The organism is Pseudomonas subflava (genome assembly GCF_023823685.1).
In the GTDB taxonomy this organism is placed as follows: domain Bacteria; phylum Pseudomonadota; class Gammaproteobacteria; order Pseudomonadales; family Pseudomonadaceae; genus Aquipseudomonas; species Aquipseudomonas subflava.
This window is the reverse complement of record NZ_JAMXBF010000005.1, coordinates 475,026-490,238: the sequence shown is the minus strand read 5'-3', so window position 1 is coordinate 490,238 and position 15,213 is coordinate 475,026. Positions and strand designations below refer to the sequence as shown.

Below are 15,213 nucleotides of genomic sequence, written 5' to 3'. Positions count from 1 at the left end.
AATCAGAGCAGACCTTTCTTCTGCTTGTAATCGCGCACGGCGGCCTTGATGGCGTCCTCGGCGAGCACGGAGCAGTGGATCTTCACCGGCGGCAGCGCCAGTTCTTCGGCCAGCTGGGTGTTCTTGATCGACTCGGCTTCGTCCAGGGTCTTGCCCTTCATCCACTCGGTGGCGAGGGAGCTGGAGGCGATGGCCGAGCCACAACCGTAGGTCTTGAACTTGGCGTCTTCGATAACGCCCTGCTCGTTGACCTTGATCTGCAGGCGCATCACGTCACCGCAGGCCGGCGCACCGACCATGCCGGTACCGACGTCCGGATCTTCGGCATTCATCTTGCCGACGTTGCGCGGGTTCTCGTAGTGGTCAATGACCTTTTCACTGTATGCCATGCTGCAAATCCTCTCTCATCAGGTGCCGCTCTACAGGCGACTCGAAAATCAGTGTGCCTGCCATTCGACCTTGGAGATGTCGACACCTTCTTTGAACATGTCCCACAGCGGCGACAGCTCACGCAGCTTGTTCACCGCATCGGCCACCTTGCTGGCGGCGTAGTCGATCTCTTCTTCGGTGGTGAAGCGGCCGAAGGTGAAGCGGATCGAGCTGTGCGCCAGCTCGTCGTTGCGGCCCAGGGCGCGCAGTACGTAGGAAGGCTCGAGCGAGGCGGAGGTGCAGGCGGAGCCGGAAGAGACCGCCAGATCCTTGAGCGCCATGATCAGCGACTCGCCTTCGACGTAGTTGAAGCTGAGGTTCAGGTTATGCGGCACGCGCTGGGTCAGGCTGCCGTTGACGTACAGTTCTTCCATGCCCTCGAGCTGCTTGTAGAAGCGATCACGCAGCGCCAGCACACGCTGGTTCTCCTGCGCCATCTCTTCCTTGGCGATGCGGAACGCCTCGCCCATGCCGACGCACTGGTGCGTGGCCAGGGTCCCGGAACGCATGCCGCGCTCGTGACCACCACCATGGGTCTGGGCTTCCAGCCGCACGCGCGGCTTACGGCGCACGTAGAGGGCGCCGACGCCTTTCGGGCCGTAGGTCTTATGGGCGGAGAAGGACATCAGGTCGACCTTCATCTTCTCCAGATCGATGGCCACCTTGCCGGTGGACTGCGCCGCGTCGACATGGAACAGCACGCCGCGGGAGCGGGTCAGCTCGCCGATGGCAGCGATGTCGTTGATGGTGCCGATCTCGTTGTTGACGTGCATGATCGACACCAGAATGGTGTCCTCGCGCAGTGCCGCCTCGACCATGGCCGGGGTGACCAGGCCATCTTCGCCCGGCTCGATGTAGGTGACTTCGAAGCCCTCGCGCTCCAGCTGGCGGGTGGTATCCAGCACCGCCTTGTGCTCGATCTTCGAAGTGATGATGTGCTTGCCCTTGGTGCCGTAGAAGTGCGCGACACCCTTGATGGCCAGGTTGTCGGACTCGGTGGCGCCGGAGGTCCAGACGATCTCGCGCGGGTCGGCATTGACCAGCTCGGCCACCTGACGACGGGCATTCTCCACCGCTTCCTCGGCCTTCCAGCCGAACACGTGGGAGCGCGAAGCCGGGTTGCCAAAGTTGCCATCCACCAGCAGGCACTCGCTCATCTTCTGCGCCACGCGCGGGTCAACCGGTGTGGTGGCGGAATAGTCGAGGTAAATCGGCAATCTCATCAGGTATCTCCTATTACAGGCAGGCGCCCTGCTCACTCGATGGCGGACGCTTCGATCTTGTCCAGCTGCGGCGTCCTGCCATTACAGCGACGCTGATCCTGGCGCTGGGCGACTTCCTGCACTTCGCGCCGGGTCACCAGATCAGCCAGGCTGATGCCGCTGAGGAATTCGTGAATCTGCTGACTGAGGTCGCACCACAGGTGATGGGTCAGGCAGGTGTCACCGGAATGGCAGTCGCCCATGCCCTGGCAGCGCGTGGCATCGACCGATTCGTTGACCGCGTCGATCACCTGCGCCACCTGGATCACCCGCATGTCGCGCGACAGCTGATAACCGCCGCCCGGCCCGCGCACACTGCTGACCAGATTGCCGCGGCGCAGCTTGGCGAACAGCTGCTCGAGATACGACAGGGAAATGCCCTGACGCTCGGAAATGTCCGCCAGCGATACCGGGCCGTTCTGGGCATGCAGCGCCAGATCGAGCATCGCAGTGACGGCATAGCGGCCTTTGGTGGTCAGACGCATGGCTTTCGCCCACGGTTGTTCGGAATGGCGCCAGTATCTCCTTTTCCGACTATTTAGGTCAACTATAAGACCGATTAAAACAGTCGGATATAAGCGCAGCGCGGGGCGCGAATGATAGCAGACTATCCGTCTTCAGGCAGCCGGCTTGTCGTTCTGCCCCTTGCACACACCGGCGAAGTCTTCTTCGCGCAGCTGCGGCAGGTCCTTGGCGCAGTAGTCACTACCCAACTCCTTCAACGCCGAGCACATGCCCTCGAGTCGGCCATCCACGGCCTGGAGATGGTCCAGCAGCTGACCGATGGCGCGCGCGACCGGATCGGGCATGTCCGGGCCCACGCCATAGGCGTCGAACCCCAGCTTCTCCGCCATGGCCTGGCGCTTGGCCTCCGTCTCGTCATCATTCTTGACGATGATCCGCCCCGGAATGCCGACCACGGTCGCGCCGGGCGGCACCTCCTTGGTCACGACCGCGTTGGAGCCGACCTTGGCGCCGGCGCCCACGGTGAAGGGGCCGAGCACCTTGGCACCGGCACCGACTACGACGCCGTCACCCAGCGTCGGATGGCGCTTGCCTTTGTTCCAGCTGGTGCCACCCAGAGTCACGCCCTGGTAGAGGGTAACGTCGTCGCCGATCTCGGCCGTTTCGCCGATGACGATGCCCATGCCATGGTCGATGAAAAAGCGCCGGCCGATCTTCGCGCCCGGATGGATCTCGATTCCGGTCATCCAGCGCCCGAAGTTGGATACCAGGCGCGCCAGCCACTTCCAGCCGCGCCCCCACAAGGCGTGCGCCAGCCGATGCAGCCACACCGCATGCAGGCCGGGATAGCAGGTGACCACCTCGAAGGCGTTGCGCGCCGCCGGATCGCGATGGAACACGCCCTGAATATCTTCGCGCATACGCTCAAACATCGTCCTTTCTCCGCTTGGGGGATTCGCCGCGCACCGCTTTCTGGGTTTCCGTGAGGATGCCGCGGAGGATGTTCATTTCCAGCTTGCTCACGCTGGCGCGCCCATACAGGCGACGCAGGCGGGACATGAGATGACGGGGATTGGCCGGATCGAGGAAGCCGATATCGACCAGCGTGTTCTCCAGATGACCGTAGAACAGCTCGAGCTCATCCGTGGTCACCGGTTGGGTGTTGAGCATGGCCGTGGTCTCCAGCTTGCTCATCTTGGTCGGCTGCCCTTCGGCCGCCAGCCAGGCCATGCGCACTTCGTACGCCAGCACTTGCACGGCCGCCGCCAGGTTCAGCGAACTGAAATCCGGGTTGGACGGGATATGCACGTGGAACTGGCAGCGTTGCAGCTCGTCGTTGGTCAGGCCGGCGTACTCACGACCGAACACCAGCGCCACCTCGCCACCCTGCGCCACATGCTGCAGTGAAGTAGTCGCGCACTCGCGCGGATCGAGCAAAGGCCATGGGATGCGCCGGTCGCGCGCACTGGTACCGAGCGCCACGCTGCAGCCGACCAGCGCTTCCTCCAGGGTGTCGACGACCAATGCGTCGTCGAGGATGTCGGTAGCGCCCGAGGCGCGCGCAACCGCCTCGCTGCTCGGAAAGTCTTCCGGATCGACCAGCACGAGACGCGTCAGGCCCATATTCTTCATGGCGCGCGCCGCACCGCCGATATTGCCCGGATGACTGGTATTAACCAGGACCACGCGAATGTTCTGTAGCAACGCCAGCTCCGCTCAGAATGCGAAAAGGCCATGAATGTTACAGAAGGCCTCACTCCAATTCCATGCGTGGCGTTCGCCCGTATCGCCGAGTGACGGCTGCACAGCGCGACCTACTCTGCTAGAATGGCCGGCTTTCCTCTTTAACGACCCAGGTACCTTCCATGCAGCCCATGCTGAATATCGCGCTGCGCGCTGCGCGCAGCGCCGGCGAACTGATCATCCGCTCCGTCGAACGCCTGGACGTCATCGCCGTCAACGAGAAGGATGCCAACGACTACGTCAGCGAAGTCGACCGCGCCGCCGAGCAGACCATCATCCAGGCACTGCAGAAGGCCTATCCGACCCATGGCTTCCTCGGCGAGGAAAGCGGCAGCATCGCCGGCAGCGGCGAAGGCGCCGACTACCAGTGGATCATCGACCCGCTGGATGGCACCACCAACTTCCTGCGCGGCGTGCCGCACTTCGCCGTGAGCATCGCCTGCAAGTACCGTGGCCGCCTGGAGCACGCCGTGGTGCTGGACCCGGTGCGCCAGGAGGAGTTCACCGCCAGCCGCGGCCGTGGCGCCGCCGTCAACGGCCGCCGCATCCGCGTCAGCAACCGCAAGAGCCTGGACGGAGCCCTGCTGGGTACCGGCTTCCCGTTCCGCGCCGAGCAGGTCGACAACCTGGACAATTACCTGGGCATGTTCCGCAGCCTGGTCGGCCAGACCGCCGGCATCCGCCGCGCCGGTGCCGCCAGCCTGGATCTGGCCTACGTCGCCGCCGGTCGCTACGACGCGTTCTGGGAATTCGGCCTGTCCGAGTGGGACATGGCGGCCGGCGCCCTGCTGATCCAGGAAGCGGGTGGCCTGGTCAGCGACTTCAGCGGCGGCCACGAGTTTCTCGAGAAGGGCCAGGTCGTGGCCGGCAACACCAAGTGCTTCAAGGCCGTGCTGACCGCCATCCAGCCGCACCTGGCGCCGTCGATGAAGCGCTGACAGTTCGAGCGCCCATAAAAAAGCCGCCCTCGGGCGGCTTTTTCATTTCGACGCTCTTACTGCGCGACCTGACCCTGATCGGCCAGCACCAGCTGGCCCTGGTCATTGACCGGAATCCGCGATCCCGGATCGCGATCCATGCGCACCTGGCCGACGCGGCCGTCCAGCTGATACTTGACGTCATAGCCCACCAGCTTCTCGCTGGTGTCGGTCACGGTGTTGCAGCGGGTTTCAGTGGTAGTGTAGGTGTCACGCGACTGCATGCCCTCCTGCACCTTATTGCCGGCGTAGCCGCCGCCGACGGCGCCCGCCACGGTGGCGATCTTCTTGCCATTGCCACCGCCGACCTGGTTACCCAGTAGACCGCCGACGACTGCACCGATGGCGGTACCGGCGATCTGGTGCTGATCCTTGACCGGGCGCTGACGGGTGACGGTCACGTCCTTGCAGACCTCACGCGGCGTCTTAACGGTTTCGTTCACCGGCTTCACGGCCAGTACTTCGGCGTACTGGGGGCCGCCCACCAGGCTATAGGTGGCGACGGCGCCGCCGGCGGTAACGCCGACCGCACCCAGCACTGCACCTACGATCATCGACTTGTTCATGGGGTCCTCCAGAGACTTCGTGGCCGGGCGTTCGCGCCCTCTTCCCTGCCTTGGATGAGTCGGCGCCGGCCAAGTTCCCGCCCCGCTGGACAGCGCAGCGGCAACTGCGACGAGACTCACATCCCCGAAAAGCAAAAGCCCGGCTCAGGGCCGGGCTTCTGCGGTAGACACAAGAGGTCAGGGACGCTCGTCCACTTCCTCTGTGACCGCCGGCGGAATCAGGTCCTCGGTGGTCAGGTTCAGCCAGATCAGCACCACGTTGGCGATATAGATCGACGAGTAGGTACCGGCCAGCACACCGACGAACAGGGCGATGGAGAAACCCCACAGGTTGTCGCCGGCAAACACCAGCAACGCGATGATCGCCAGCAATGTGGAGATGGAAGTCGCCATGGTGCGCAGCAGGGTCTGAGTGGTCGAGATGTTGATGTTCTCGATCAGCGTCGCCTTGCGCAGCACGCGGAAGTTCTCGCGCACCCGGTCGAACACCACGATGGTGTCGTTCAGCGAGTAGCCGATGATCGCCAGCACCGCCGCCAGCACCGTCAGGTCGAAGGTAATCTGGAAAAACGACAGGATGCCCATGGTGACCACCACGTCGTGCACCAGCGAGAGGATGGCACCGAGGGCGAACTTCCACTGGAAGCGGAAGGCCACGTAGATCAGGATGCCACCCAGAGCCAGCAGCATGCCCAGACCACCCTGGTCACGCAGCTCTTCGCCCACTGCCGGGCCGACGAACTCGACCTTCTTCACGGTCGGAGGATTGTCGGCATTCGCGGCCTGCAGCGCTGCGGCCACCTTGTTGCCCAGCTGCGGATCGTCACCCTGCAGGCGCACCACCACGTCGGTGGTGGCGCCGAAGTTCTGCACCACGGCATCGGGATAGCCGGCCTGGGCCAGCTGCTCGCGCACCTCGCCGAGATCGGCCGCCTGGTCGTAGCTCAATTCGATCTGGCTGCCGCCGGTGAAATCGAGACCGAAGTTGAGCCCCTTGAAGAACCAGCTTCCAAGGGCGATGACGGTCAGGAGCATGGTCAGGGCGAACGCGAAATTGCGCACACCCATGAAATTGATAGTACCGAGTTTCATGGCTGCTCCTTAAATCCACAGCTTCTTGAGGTCGCGCCCGCCGAAGATCAGGTTGACCATCGCACGGGTCACCATGATGGCGGTGAACATCGAGGTGAGGATGCCCAGCGACATGGTCACGGCGAAGCCCTTGACCGGCCCGCTGCCCATCGCGAACAGGATGCCGCCGACTAGAAGCGTGGTCAGGTTGGCGTCGAGGATCGCCGAGTAGGCACGATCGAAGCCCTCGTGGATGGCGCGCTGGATGGACATGCCGTTGGCGATCTCCTCGCGGATACGCGAGAAGATCAGCACGTTGGCGTCCACCGCCATGCCCATGGTCAGCACGATACCGGCGATGCCCGGCAGGGTCAGGGTCGCACTCAGCGCCGACATCAGCGCCAGCAGCAGGACCATGTTGAAGCCCAGGGCCACGGTCGCCAGCACACCGAAGAAGCGGTAGATGGCGATGATGAAGATCGACACGAAGATCATGCCCCAGATGGAGGCATCGATACCCTTGGCAATGTTGTCGGCACCCAGGCTGGGACCAATGGTGCGCTCTTCGGCGAAGTACATCGGCGCGGCCAGGCCACCGGCGCGCAGCAGCAGGGCCAGCTCGGAGGACTCACCCTGGCCATCCAGGCCGGTGATGCGGAACTGGCTGCCCAGCGCCGACTGAATGGTGGCCAGGCTGATGATCTTCTTCTCTTCCTTGAAGGACGGTACCGCGATTTCTTTCTCGACGCCGTCGACCATCTGCTTGACGTAGCGGGTCAGCGGCTTCTGCTCGATGAAGATCACCGCCATGCTGCGACCGACGTTGTTGCGGGTCGCGCGGTTCATCAGCTCGCCGCCGTGGCCGTCCAGGCGGATGTTCACCTGCGGACGGCCGTTCTCGTCGTAACTGGCCTGGGCATCGGTGACCTGGTCACCGGTGATGATCAGGCTGCGCTCCAGCGCGACGGCGGGGCGGCCCTCCTCGCGGAACTCGAAGGATTCGGTGGAGGCGCGCGCCGCGTCCGGCTCGGCTTGCAGGCGGAACTCCAGGTTGGCGGTCTTGCCGAGGATGCGCTTGGCTTCGGCGGTGTCCTGCACGCCCGGCAGCTCGACCACGATGCGGTTGGCGCCCTGGCGCTGGACCAGCGGCTCGGCGACGCCCAGCTCGTTGACCCGGTTGCGCACGGTGGTGAGGTTCTGCTTGATCGAGTACTCGCGGATCTCCGCACGCTTGGCCTCGGTCAGGGCCAGACGCAGCACCTGCTGCTCGGCGCGCTCCGCCGAGGTCATGGCGAAGTCGGTGAAGTTCTTGCGCACCAGATCCTGGGCCTTCTCCAGGGTCTCGGTGTCGGCGAAGCCCAGCTGGATCGCGCCGTCCTGCTGCGGCAGGCTGCGATAGCGCACGCGCTCCTTGCGCAGCAGGCTCTTGATTTCGCTCTCGTAGACCTTGAGGCGGGCATCCATGGCCTTGTCCATGTCCACTTCCAGCAGGAAGTGCACGCCACCGGACAGGTCCAGACCCAGCTTCATCGGGCCGGCGCCCAGATTGCGCAGCCACTCGGGGGTGGTCGGCGCCAGGTTCAGGGCCACGACGTATTCGTCGCCGAGCAGCTTGCGTACCAGCTCCTTGGCCGGCAGCTGATCCTCCTGCTTGACCAGGCGCAGCAGGCTGCCTTCGCCCGGCTTCTCGCCCAGCTTGGCGGCCTTGACCTGAATGCCGCCATCCTCCAGCGCCCGGTTGACGCGGTCGAGGTCGGCCTGGCCGACCTGCAGGGCGGAACTGGAGCCGCTGATCTGGATGGCCGGATCGTCCGGATACAGGTTGGGTGCGGAGTAAATGAATCCGACCGCCAGCACAGCCAGGATCAGCAGGTATTTCCACAGGGGATATTTGTTGAGCATGACGCCGCCCGTTATGACACGGGGCGCCTTAGGCGCCCCGTTGAGATGAACGAAGAATCGTTAGATCGACTTCAGAGTGCCCTTGGGCAGAGTCGCCGCGATGGCCTGCTTCTGGAACTTCAGCTCGACGTTGTCGGCGATCTCGACCACCACGAAGTCATCAGTGACCTTGTTGACCTTGCCGACGATGCCACCGCTGGTGACCACCTCGTCGCCCTTCTGCAGGCCGCCGAGAAGATTCTTGTGCTCCTTGGCGCGCTTGGCCTGGGGACGCCAGATCATCAGATAGAAGATCACCAGGAAGCCGATCAGGAACACCCACTCGAAGCCGGAGCCGGCGGGGCCGGCAGCGGCGGCCGGAGCGGCGGCGTCGGCATAGGCGGCGGGAATCAGAAAGCTCATGGAAAACTCCTATTTCGGTCTTTTTTGACTGTGTCGTGTGGAGCGAAGCCGGTTCTCGGCAGCATCGCGCATACATGGGGAGGCGCACCGCGAATTTCAAGCCGCGCGCCCGCCCTCAGGGCTCCAGCGGCGGTGTCGGCAGGCCGCGCCGGGCATAGAAGGCATCGACGAAGGCGGCCAATGTACCCTGTTGAATTGCCTCGCGCAAACCAGCCATCAGGCGCTGGTAATGGCGCAAATTGTGGATCGTATTCAGCATGCTTCCGAGCATTTCGCCGCACTTGTCCAAGTGATGCAGGTAGGCGCGGGAGAAGTGCTTGCAGGTGTAGCAGTCGCAGCTCGGGTCCAGCGGCGAGTCATCGTGCTTGTGCACGGCGTTGCGGATCTTGATCACGCCGCTGTCGATGAACAGGTGCCCATTGCGCGCATTGCGAGTCGGCATCACGCAGTCGAACATGTCCACACCGCGGCGCACGCCCTCGACCAGGTCTTCCGGCTTGCCCACACCCATCAGGTAACGCGGCTTGTCGGCCGGCAGGTGCGGCGGCAGGAAGTCCAGTACGCGGATCATCTCCTCCTTCGGCTCACCCACCGACAGGCCGCCGATGGCCAGGCCGTCGAAGCCGATCTCCATCAGTCCCTCCAGCGAGCGCAGGCGCAGCTCCTCGTGCATGCCACCCTGAACGATACCGAACAGCGCCGACGGATTGCCCTCGTGGGCATTCTTCGAGCGCTTGGCCCAGCGCAGCGACAGCTCCATGGAGCGTTTGGCGGTGTCGAAGTCGGCCGGATACGGGGTGCACTCGTCGAAGATCATCACGATGTCCGAGCCCAGGTCGCGCTGCACCTGCATCGACTCCTCGGGCCCCATGAACACCTTGGCGCCGTCGACCGGCGAGGCGAAGTACACGCCCTCCTCCTTGATCTTCCGCATGGCACCCAGGCTGAACACCTGGAAACCGCCCGAATCGGTGAGGATCGGCCCCTGCCACTGCATGAAGTCGTGCAGGTCGCCGTGGCGCTTGATCACCTCGGTCCCCGGACGCAGCCACAGGTGGAAGGTATTGCCGAGGATGATCTGCGCACCGATGGTCTCGATGTCGCGCGGCAGCATGCCCTTGACCGTGCCGTAGGTGCCCACCGGCATGAAGGCCGGCGTCTCCACGACGCCACGCGGGAAGGTCAGGCGACCGCGACGGGCACGCCCGTCACTGGCCAGCAGCTCGAAGGACATATGGCTCATGGGGTCTCCTCGGGGCCGCGCGGGGCGGGATTGCGGGTGATGAACATGGCATCGCCATAGCTAAAGAAGCGGTAGCGCTCGCGCACCGCCTCGGCATAGGCAGCCATGGCCTCGGGATAGCCGGCGAAGGCCGACACCAGCATCAGCAGGGTCGACTCCGGCAGGTGGAAGTTGGTGACCAGGGCATCGACCACATGGAAGTGCTTGCCCGGGTAGATGAAGATGTCGGTGTCGCCGCTGAAGACCTGCAGCTCGCCATCGCGCGCCGCACTCTCCAGCGAGCGCACGCTGGTGGTGCCGACGGCGACCACCCGACCGCCGCGCGCACGGCAGGCGGCCACGGCGTCGACCACATCCTGGCCGACCTGCAGCCACTCGCGGTGCATGTGGTGATCCTCGATGCGCTCCACGCGCACCGGCTGGAAGGTGCCTGCGCCGACATGCAGGGTAACGAAGGCGCTGTCCACGCCCTTCTCGCGAATCGCCTGAAGCAGGGCCTCGTCGAAATGCAGTCCGGCGGTGGGCGCGGCGACGGCGCCGGCCTTGCCCTTGTCGGAATAGACGGTCTGGTAGCGCTCGCGGTCGGCGGCCTCGTCGGCGCGGTCGATATACGGCGGCAGCGGCATGTGGCCGACCCGGTCCAGCAATGGCAGCACGGCCTCGGCGAAGCGCAGCTCGAACAATGCGTCGTGGCGGGCGACCATCTCGGCATCGCCACCACCTTCTATATGGATGCGAGAGCCGGGCTTGGGCGATTTACTGGAGCGTACGTGCGCCAATACCCGATGCTCGTCCAGCACGCGCTCGACCAGAATCTCCAGCTTGCCACCAGAGGCCTTCTGGCCAAACAGGCGCGCCGGGATCACCCGGGTGTCGTTGAACACCATCAGGTCGCCAGGGCGCAGATAGTCGAGCAGGTCGGCGAACTGCCGATGGGCCAACGCACCGCTCGCACCGTCCAGCACCAGCAGACGACTGGCGCTGCGCTCGGCCAGCGGATGGCGGGCGATCAGTTCATCGGGCAGGTCGAAATGGAAGTCGGCAACACGCATGGGGTCAGTCTCGCAGGGGGCGCAGAGCTTACCGGAAAGCGCACGCGCGGGCCACGCGCGGGCCGATCACCGGCTCAGTGCGATTCATGCTTGTCCTGCTCCAGGGTCTCCAACAACGCGATCTGCATGCGCGAATGCAGACGGATCAGCCAGCGCCAGAACAGGGCGATGGCCGCCACCGCCACCAGTCCGATGATCAGCAGCGCCTCGCCGGTCGGCAGGATGCTGGCGGACAACGGTGCGAGCATAAGCATGATCACTACCAGCGACAGCAGCGGGATCAGCTCGGAGATGACCTTGCGCACCCGCACCGTGTGGCGGCCGGCACTCTCCGGCCGCACACCGAGCTCAGCCAGCAGCATGGCCAGCGCCTTGAGCTTGCGATAGGCGGCGACCAGGAAAGGCAGCGACAGCAACAGCGCACCACCCCAGACCAACGCCTTCTGCGCGTTCTGCGCCTCGACCCAGGGCTCCAGATAACCCGCCAGCGTCGCCGCGAAGTAACTGGCGCTTAGGAAGATCGCCACTACCAGCGCGATGTTCACGCCTACCTGCAGCAGAATGCGCCGGATCATGCCCAGCAGCACCACGTTCTGCCCCTGGGGCTGAATGCTACGCAACCACTCGCCGTAGAGGCCGAAGACCCGCGCGATGCGCTCGGGCATCAGGCCGGCCAGCCGATTGGAGAAGGGATCGGCGGCGCGAATCAGGTAGGGCGTGGTCAGGGTGGTGATGGCCGAAACTGCCACCGCCACCGGGTAGAGGAAGTCGCTGGTTACCTGCAGAGTCATGCCCAGCGCGGCGATGATGAAAGAGAACTCGCCGATCTGCGACAGGCCCATGCCGACTCGCAGCGAGGTGCGCCCGTCGTTGCCGGCGATGAAGGCGCCGAGACTGCAGGACAGCACCTTGCCGACGATGACCGCGACGGTGATCACCAGGATCGGCACCGCGTACTCGACCAGCACGGCCGGGTCGATCAGCAGGCCGATGGCAACGAAGAAGATCGCGCTGAACATGTCACGCACCGGCTCGATGAGCCGCTCGATCTGCGGCAACTGGCGCGACTCAGCCATGATCGCGCCGATCAGGAAGGCGCCCAGCACCATGCTGTACTCCAGCTTGACCACCAGCAGGCAGAAGCCGAAGCACAGGCCGAGCACCGTGACCAGCAGCATCTCGTTGCTCTCGAACTGCGCCACGTAAGCCAGGATGCGCGGCACCAGGAGAATGCCGATGACCAGCGCCACCACCATGAACAGCGACAGCTTGCCGACGGTGGCGAACACCTCACCGGTCTCCACCGAGCCGCTGACGGCGATGCCCGACAGCAGGGCGATGATGCCGATACCGAGGATATCCTCGACGATCAGCACACCGAAGATAAGCTGCGCGAAGCGCTCGTTCTTCAGCTTTAGATCGCCCAGCGCCTTGATGATGATGGTGGTCGAGGAGATCGCCAGGATGCCGCCTAGGAACAGCGAGTCCATCTTGCTCCAGCCGAAGAAGCTGCCGATCTCGTAGCCGATCCACAGCATTAGCGCGATCTCCAGCGCCGCCGCGATGAACGCCGTAGCCCCCACGCTGAAGAGCTTGCGCAGGCTGAACTCGAGACCGAGGAAGAACATCAGGAAAATCACACCCAGCTCGGCCAGGGTCTTGATCGTCTCCTCGTCGTGGATCAGCTCGAAGGGAGGCGTGTGCGGGCCGATGATGAAGCCTGCAAGGATGTAGCCGAGTACGACCGGCTGACGCATGCGGTGGAACAGCACCGTCACCACGCCGGCGACCAGCATGATCACGGCAAGGTCCTGGATAAAGCTGATGGCGTGCATCGCGGCGCTCTCCTCTGCTAGGCAAACCTCCCGGGCGCTGCCAAAAGGAGCGCCGCGAATTCGAGACCGCAGCCTAACATTTTGATTTAGCTGGCTAATCGGATCGCGGAGAAGAATTTGTAAGTGCCCGTGGCAAACCTCTTGCGCAATTGACCGGCCAGGACCGCCTTCCCTATACTGCGCGCCCATCGTGCCTCGGTGGCGGAATCGGTAGACGCGGCGGATTCAAAATCCGTTTTCGAAAGAAGTGAGAGTTCGAGTCTCTCCCGGGGCACCACGATTTACTTCCCTCTAAAATCCCTCGCAAAGCCTCTGGAATCAGCCCTTCCAAGGGGGTTGGCAAACTCATTTGAGTTAGCGTAGAGTTGGCCAACTGTGTTTGCATGGGTCGCCTTGAATCGTGACCTGGTGCAGTAGATCTTAGATCCGCTACATCCCGCTCGACTTCTCTTACTCTCTGCAACCAGTTCCAGCCCTCTCGTGTCCAAAACCGGGAGGCTGTCATCAACTCTAGTTTCAAGGAAATAAGACAATGTCGAATCGTCAAACCGGCACCGTCAAATGGTTCAACGACGAGAAGGGCTTCGGCTTCATCACCCCCGAGAGCGGTCCGGATCTGTTCGTGCACTTCCGCGCTATCGAAGGTAGTGGCTTCCGCAGCCTGAAAGAAGGCCAGAAGGTCACTTTCGAAGCCGTGCAAGGCCAGAAAGGCATGCAAGCTGACAAGGTCCAGGTTCTGGGCTAATCGCTGCTGCTACGAAAAGCCCCTGATGGCGACATCAGGGGCTTTTTTGTGCCCGCTGCTTTCACCCCGTACAATCGCGCGCACTTTCACGCCGCGAGCCCTCCATGCCCAAGCACATGCTGCGCCCCCAGGGCGATTTCCCCACCGCCGGACTGATCCGCCGCTTCGCCGCGATCTTCTACGACTTCCTGCTCTGCGTCGCCCTGGTCATGGTCATCGGTCTGATCTACCAGCAGGGTCTGCTGCGCCTGATCCACGGCAGCGAGCGGCTGCTCGAACTGTCCCAGGCCGGCGCCTTGGACAACGATCCGCTGCTGGCAAGCCTCGTGCTGCTCGGCCTGTTCGCCTTCTTCGCCAAGTTCTGGACCCACAATGGCCAGACCCTCGGCATGCAGGCCTGGGGCCTGCGCATCCAGAACGCCGATGGCTCGGCGATCAGCCTGTGGCAGGCGCTGCTGCGCTTCGTCGTGGCCATTGGCTCATGGCTGTTCCTCGGGCTCGGCTTCTTCTGGAGTCTCTGGGACAAGGAGAAGCGCAGCTGGCACGACATCTATTCCGAAAGCCGGGTGGTGCAGCTGCCCAAGGGCATTCACAAGCAGGGCAAGTGATCAGCCCAGCTCGGGAAGCACCACGTTGAGCAGCAGCCAGGTGGTGGCCAGGGCGCCCAAGAGGCAGAGCACGCCACCGGCCAGCGCCTGCCAGTAAAAGCTTTTCGCCAGTTCATCCTCGCCGGCGCAGGCGAGGATGAAGGGATAACTCTCGCGGGGACGACGCAGCTGGTTGTGCACTGGCGCATCGCCGCGCTGCAGCTGGCGTCGCTGCGCCTCGGCTCGCGCCGATTCGCGCATCCTCTCCCACTCCTGCGGCCCCAGTTCGCCGTCGCCATTACTGTCGAAGCGCTGCAGCAGCCCGGCGAAGTCGCCCTTCCACTCGCGCACCACCGCGCCCTGTGCCAGGGTCAGGTCGAACGCCTCGGCCCCACCGAGGGTATGGAAGTCACCGATGGCGTACAGCGGCTGTCCGACATGCAGGCGCTCCTCGGTGTAGCGGTACTCGCCGCTGGAGAAGAGTGCGGACAGCAGCCCCGTGTCGGCGCTGGCGCCGAGCGGATGACGCTCGCTGCCATGCCAGACATCGCGCGTGGCGGGACGGACTTCGGCGCCGCGCGGATCGACCAGACACTCGCCAGTGGCGTCCTTCAGGCGGATCGGCTCGGCGCTGGTGCCGCTCTCCACCATACGCCAGCGCTTGTGCTTGCCGTCATCGTCGTACTCTTCGATCTTGAAACGCCACCACAGGCACGGCTGGCCGGTCAGCGGCCCGGCCAGCTGCGCGCCTTCGGGCAACGCATCGACCACGCCGTACAGCTCGACGTAGCCCTGAGCCGCCGAGCGGATCTTCGAGGTCGGCGTGTTGAGCAGGAAGCGCGCCTCGGACAGGCGCTGGATGCACCACCAGCCGCCACCGACGCAGGCGCCGACGCTGAAGGCCATGCTCATGGCCAGACCGCCGACATCCATC

At 64.1% G+C, this 15,213-nt stretch carries 16 protein-coding genes and 1 tRNA gene; 4 read left to right on the top strand and 13 right to left on the bottom strand.

What is annotated here, in order from left to right; all coding sequences use genetic code 11:
* Window positions 1-2 precede the first annotated feature (2 nt).
* The 5 genes from iscU to trmJ all read right to left on the bottom strand — a co-directional run bounded on the left by iscU (window position 3) and on the right by trmJ (window position 3,860).
* Entirely contained in the window at window positions 3-389 is a 387-nt protein-coding gene (iscU, locus tag NF616_RS08950; RefSeq protein WP_252272876.1) for a Fe-S cluster assembly scaffold IscU, read from the bottom strand.
* Between the two features lie 48 nt (window positions 390-437).
* Window positions 438-1,652, bottom strand: coding sequence for an IscS subfamily cysteine desulfurase (locus NF616_RS08945; RefSeq protein ID WP_252272875.1), 1,215 nt, complete (start codon window positions 1,650-1,652; stop codon window positions 438-440).
* Window positions 1,653-1,684: 32 nt separating this feature from the next.
* The gene (gene iscR / locus NF616_RS08940; RefSeq protein ID WP_252272874.1) at window positions 1,685-2,176 is read right to left on the bottom strand and encodes a Fe-S cluster assembly transcriptional regulator IscR; all 492 of its coding nucleotides are present in this window, start codon (window positions 2,174-2,176) and stop codon (window positions 1,685-1,687) included.
* A 132-nt stretch (window positions 2,177-2,308) separates the two neighbouring features.
* Window positions 2,309-3,088 (bottom strand): serine O-acetyltransferase, encoded by a 780-nt coding sequence (cysE, locus tag NF616_RS08935; protein WP_252272873.1) that lies wholly within the window; start codon window positions 3,086-3,088, stop codon window positions 2,309-2,311.
* The gene (gene trmJ, locus NF616_RS08930) at window positions 3,081-3,860 is read right to left on the bottom strand and encodes a tRNA (cytosine(32)/uridine(32)-2'-O)-methyltransferase TrmJ (protein WP_252272872.1); all 780 of its coding nucleotides are present in this window, start codon (window positions 3,858-3,860) and stop codon (window positions 3,081-3,083) included. Before trmJ ends, cysE begins: the two co-directional genes overlap by 8 nt.
* Window positions 3,861-4,021: 161 nt before the next feature.
* Between trmJ and suhB the strand changes: the two genes are divergently transcribed.
* Entirely contained in the window at window positions 4,022-4,837 is an 816-nt protein-coding gene (gene suhB, locus NF616_RS08925; protein WP_252272870.1) for a type III secretion system regulator SuhB, read from the top strand.
* A gap of 56 nt (window positions 4,838-4,893) precedes the next feature.
* Here suhB and NF616_RS08920 read toward each other — a convergent pair whose 3' ends face one another.
* The 7 genes from NF616_RS08920 to NF616_RS08890 form a co-directional block, all read right to left on the bottom strand.
* The gene (locus NF616_RS08920; protein WP_252272869.1) at window positions 4,894-5,442 is read right to left on the bottom strand and encodes a glycine zipper 2TM domain-containing protein; all 549 of its coding nucleotides are present in this window, start codon (window positions 5,440-5,442) and stop codon (window positions 4,894-4,896) included.
* Between the two features lie 177 nt (window positions 5,443-5,619).
* Complete coding sequence (secF, locus tag NF616_RS08915; RefSeq protein ID WP_252272868.1) at window positions 5,620-6,534, bottom strand: protein translocase subunit SecF; 915 nt, start codon at window positions 6,532-6,534, stop codon at window positions 5,620-5,622.
* A gap of 9 nt (window positions 6,535-6,543) precedes the next feature.
* Window positions 6,544-8,415 (bottom strand): protein translocase subunit SecD, encoded by a 1,872-nt coding sequence (gene secD, locus NF616_RS08910; RefSeq protein ID WP_252272867.1) that lies wholly within the window; start codon window positions 8,413-8,415, stop codon window positions 6,544-6,546.
* A gap of 60 nt (window positions 8,416-8,475) precedes the next feature.
* Entirely contained in the window at window positions 8,476-8,817 is a 342-nt protein-coding gene (gene yajC / locus NF616_RS08905; RefSeq protein ID WP_252272866.1) for a preprotein translocase subunit YajC, read from the bottom strand.
* Between the two features lie 115 nt (window positions 8,818-8,932).
* Entirely contained in the window at window positions 8,933-10,051 is a 1,119-nt protein-coding gene (tgt, locus tag NF616_RS08900; protein WP_252272927.1) for a tRNA guanosine(34) transglycosylase Tgt, read from the bottom strand.
* A 5-nt stretch (window positions 10,052-10,056) separates the two neighbouring features.
* Entirely contained in the window at window positions 10,057-11,112 is a 1,056-nt protein-coding gene (gene queA / locus NF616_RS08895; RefSeq protein WP_252272865.1) for a tRNA preQ1(34) S-adenosylmethionine ribosyltransferase-isomerase QueA, read from the bottom strand.
* 74 nt (window positions 11,113-11,186) lie between these two features.
* The gene (locus NF616_RS08890) at window positions 11,187-12,947 is read right to left on the bottom strand and encodes a cation:proton antiporter (RefSeq protein ID WP_252272864.1); all 1,761 of its coding nucleotides are present in this window, start codon (window positions 12,945-12,947) and stop codon (window positions 11,187-11,189) included.
* Window positions 12,948-13,139: 192 nt separating this feature from the next.
* Between NF616_RS08890 and NF616_RS08885 the strand changes: the two genes are divergently transcribed.
* From NF616_RS08885 to NF616_RS08875, 3 genes are all read left to right on the top strand, one after another.
* Window positions 13,140-13,224, top strand: a tRNA-Leu gene (locus NF616_RS08885).
* Between the two features lie 255 nt (window positions 13,225-13,479).
* Window positions 13,480-13,692: a cold-shock protein gene (locus tag NF616_RS08880; RefSeq protein ID WP_021700367.1), complete on the top strand. Its 213-nt coding sequence runs from the start codon at window positions 13,480-13,482 to the stop codon at window positions 13,690-13,692.
* Between the two features lie 104 nt (window positions 13,693-13,796).
* On the top strand, window positions 13,797-14,300 hold the full coding sequence (locus NF616_RS08875; protein WP_252272863.1) for an RDD family protein: 504 nt from the start codon (window positions 13,797-13,799) through the stop codon (window positions 14,298-14,300).
* Here NF616_RS08875 and NF616_RS08870 read toward each other — a convergent pair whose 3' ends face one another.
* A complete protein-coding gene (locus NF616_RS08870; RefSeq protein ID WP_434091874.1) occupies window positions 14,301-15,212 on the bottom strand; it encodes a GIDE domain-containing protein in 912 nt (303 codons plus the stop codon).
* Window position 15,213 lies beyond the last annotated feature (1 nt).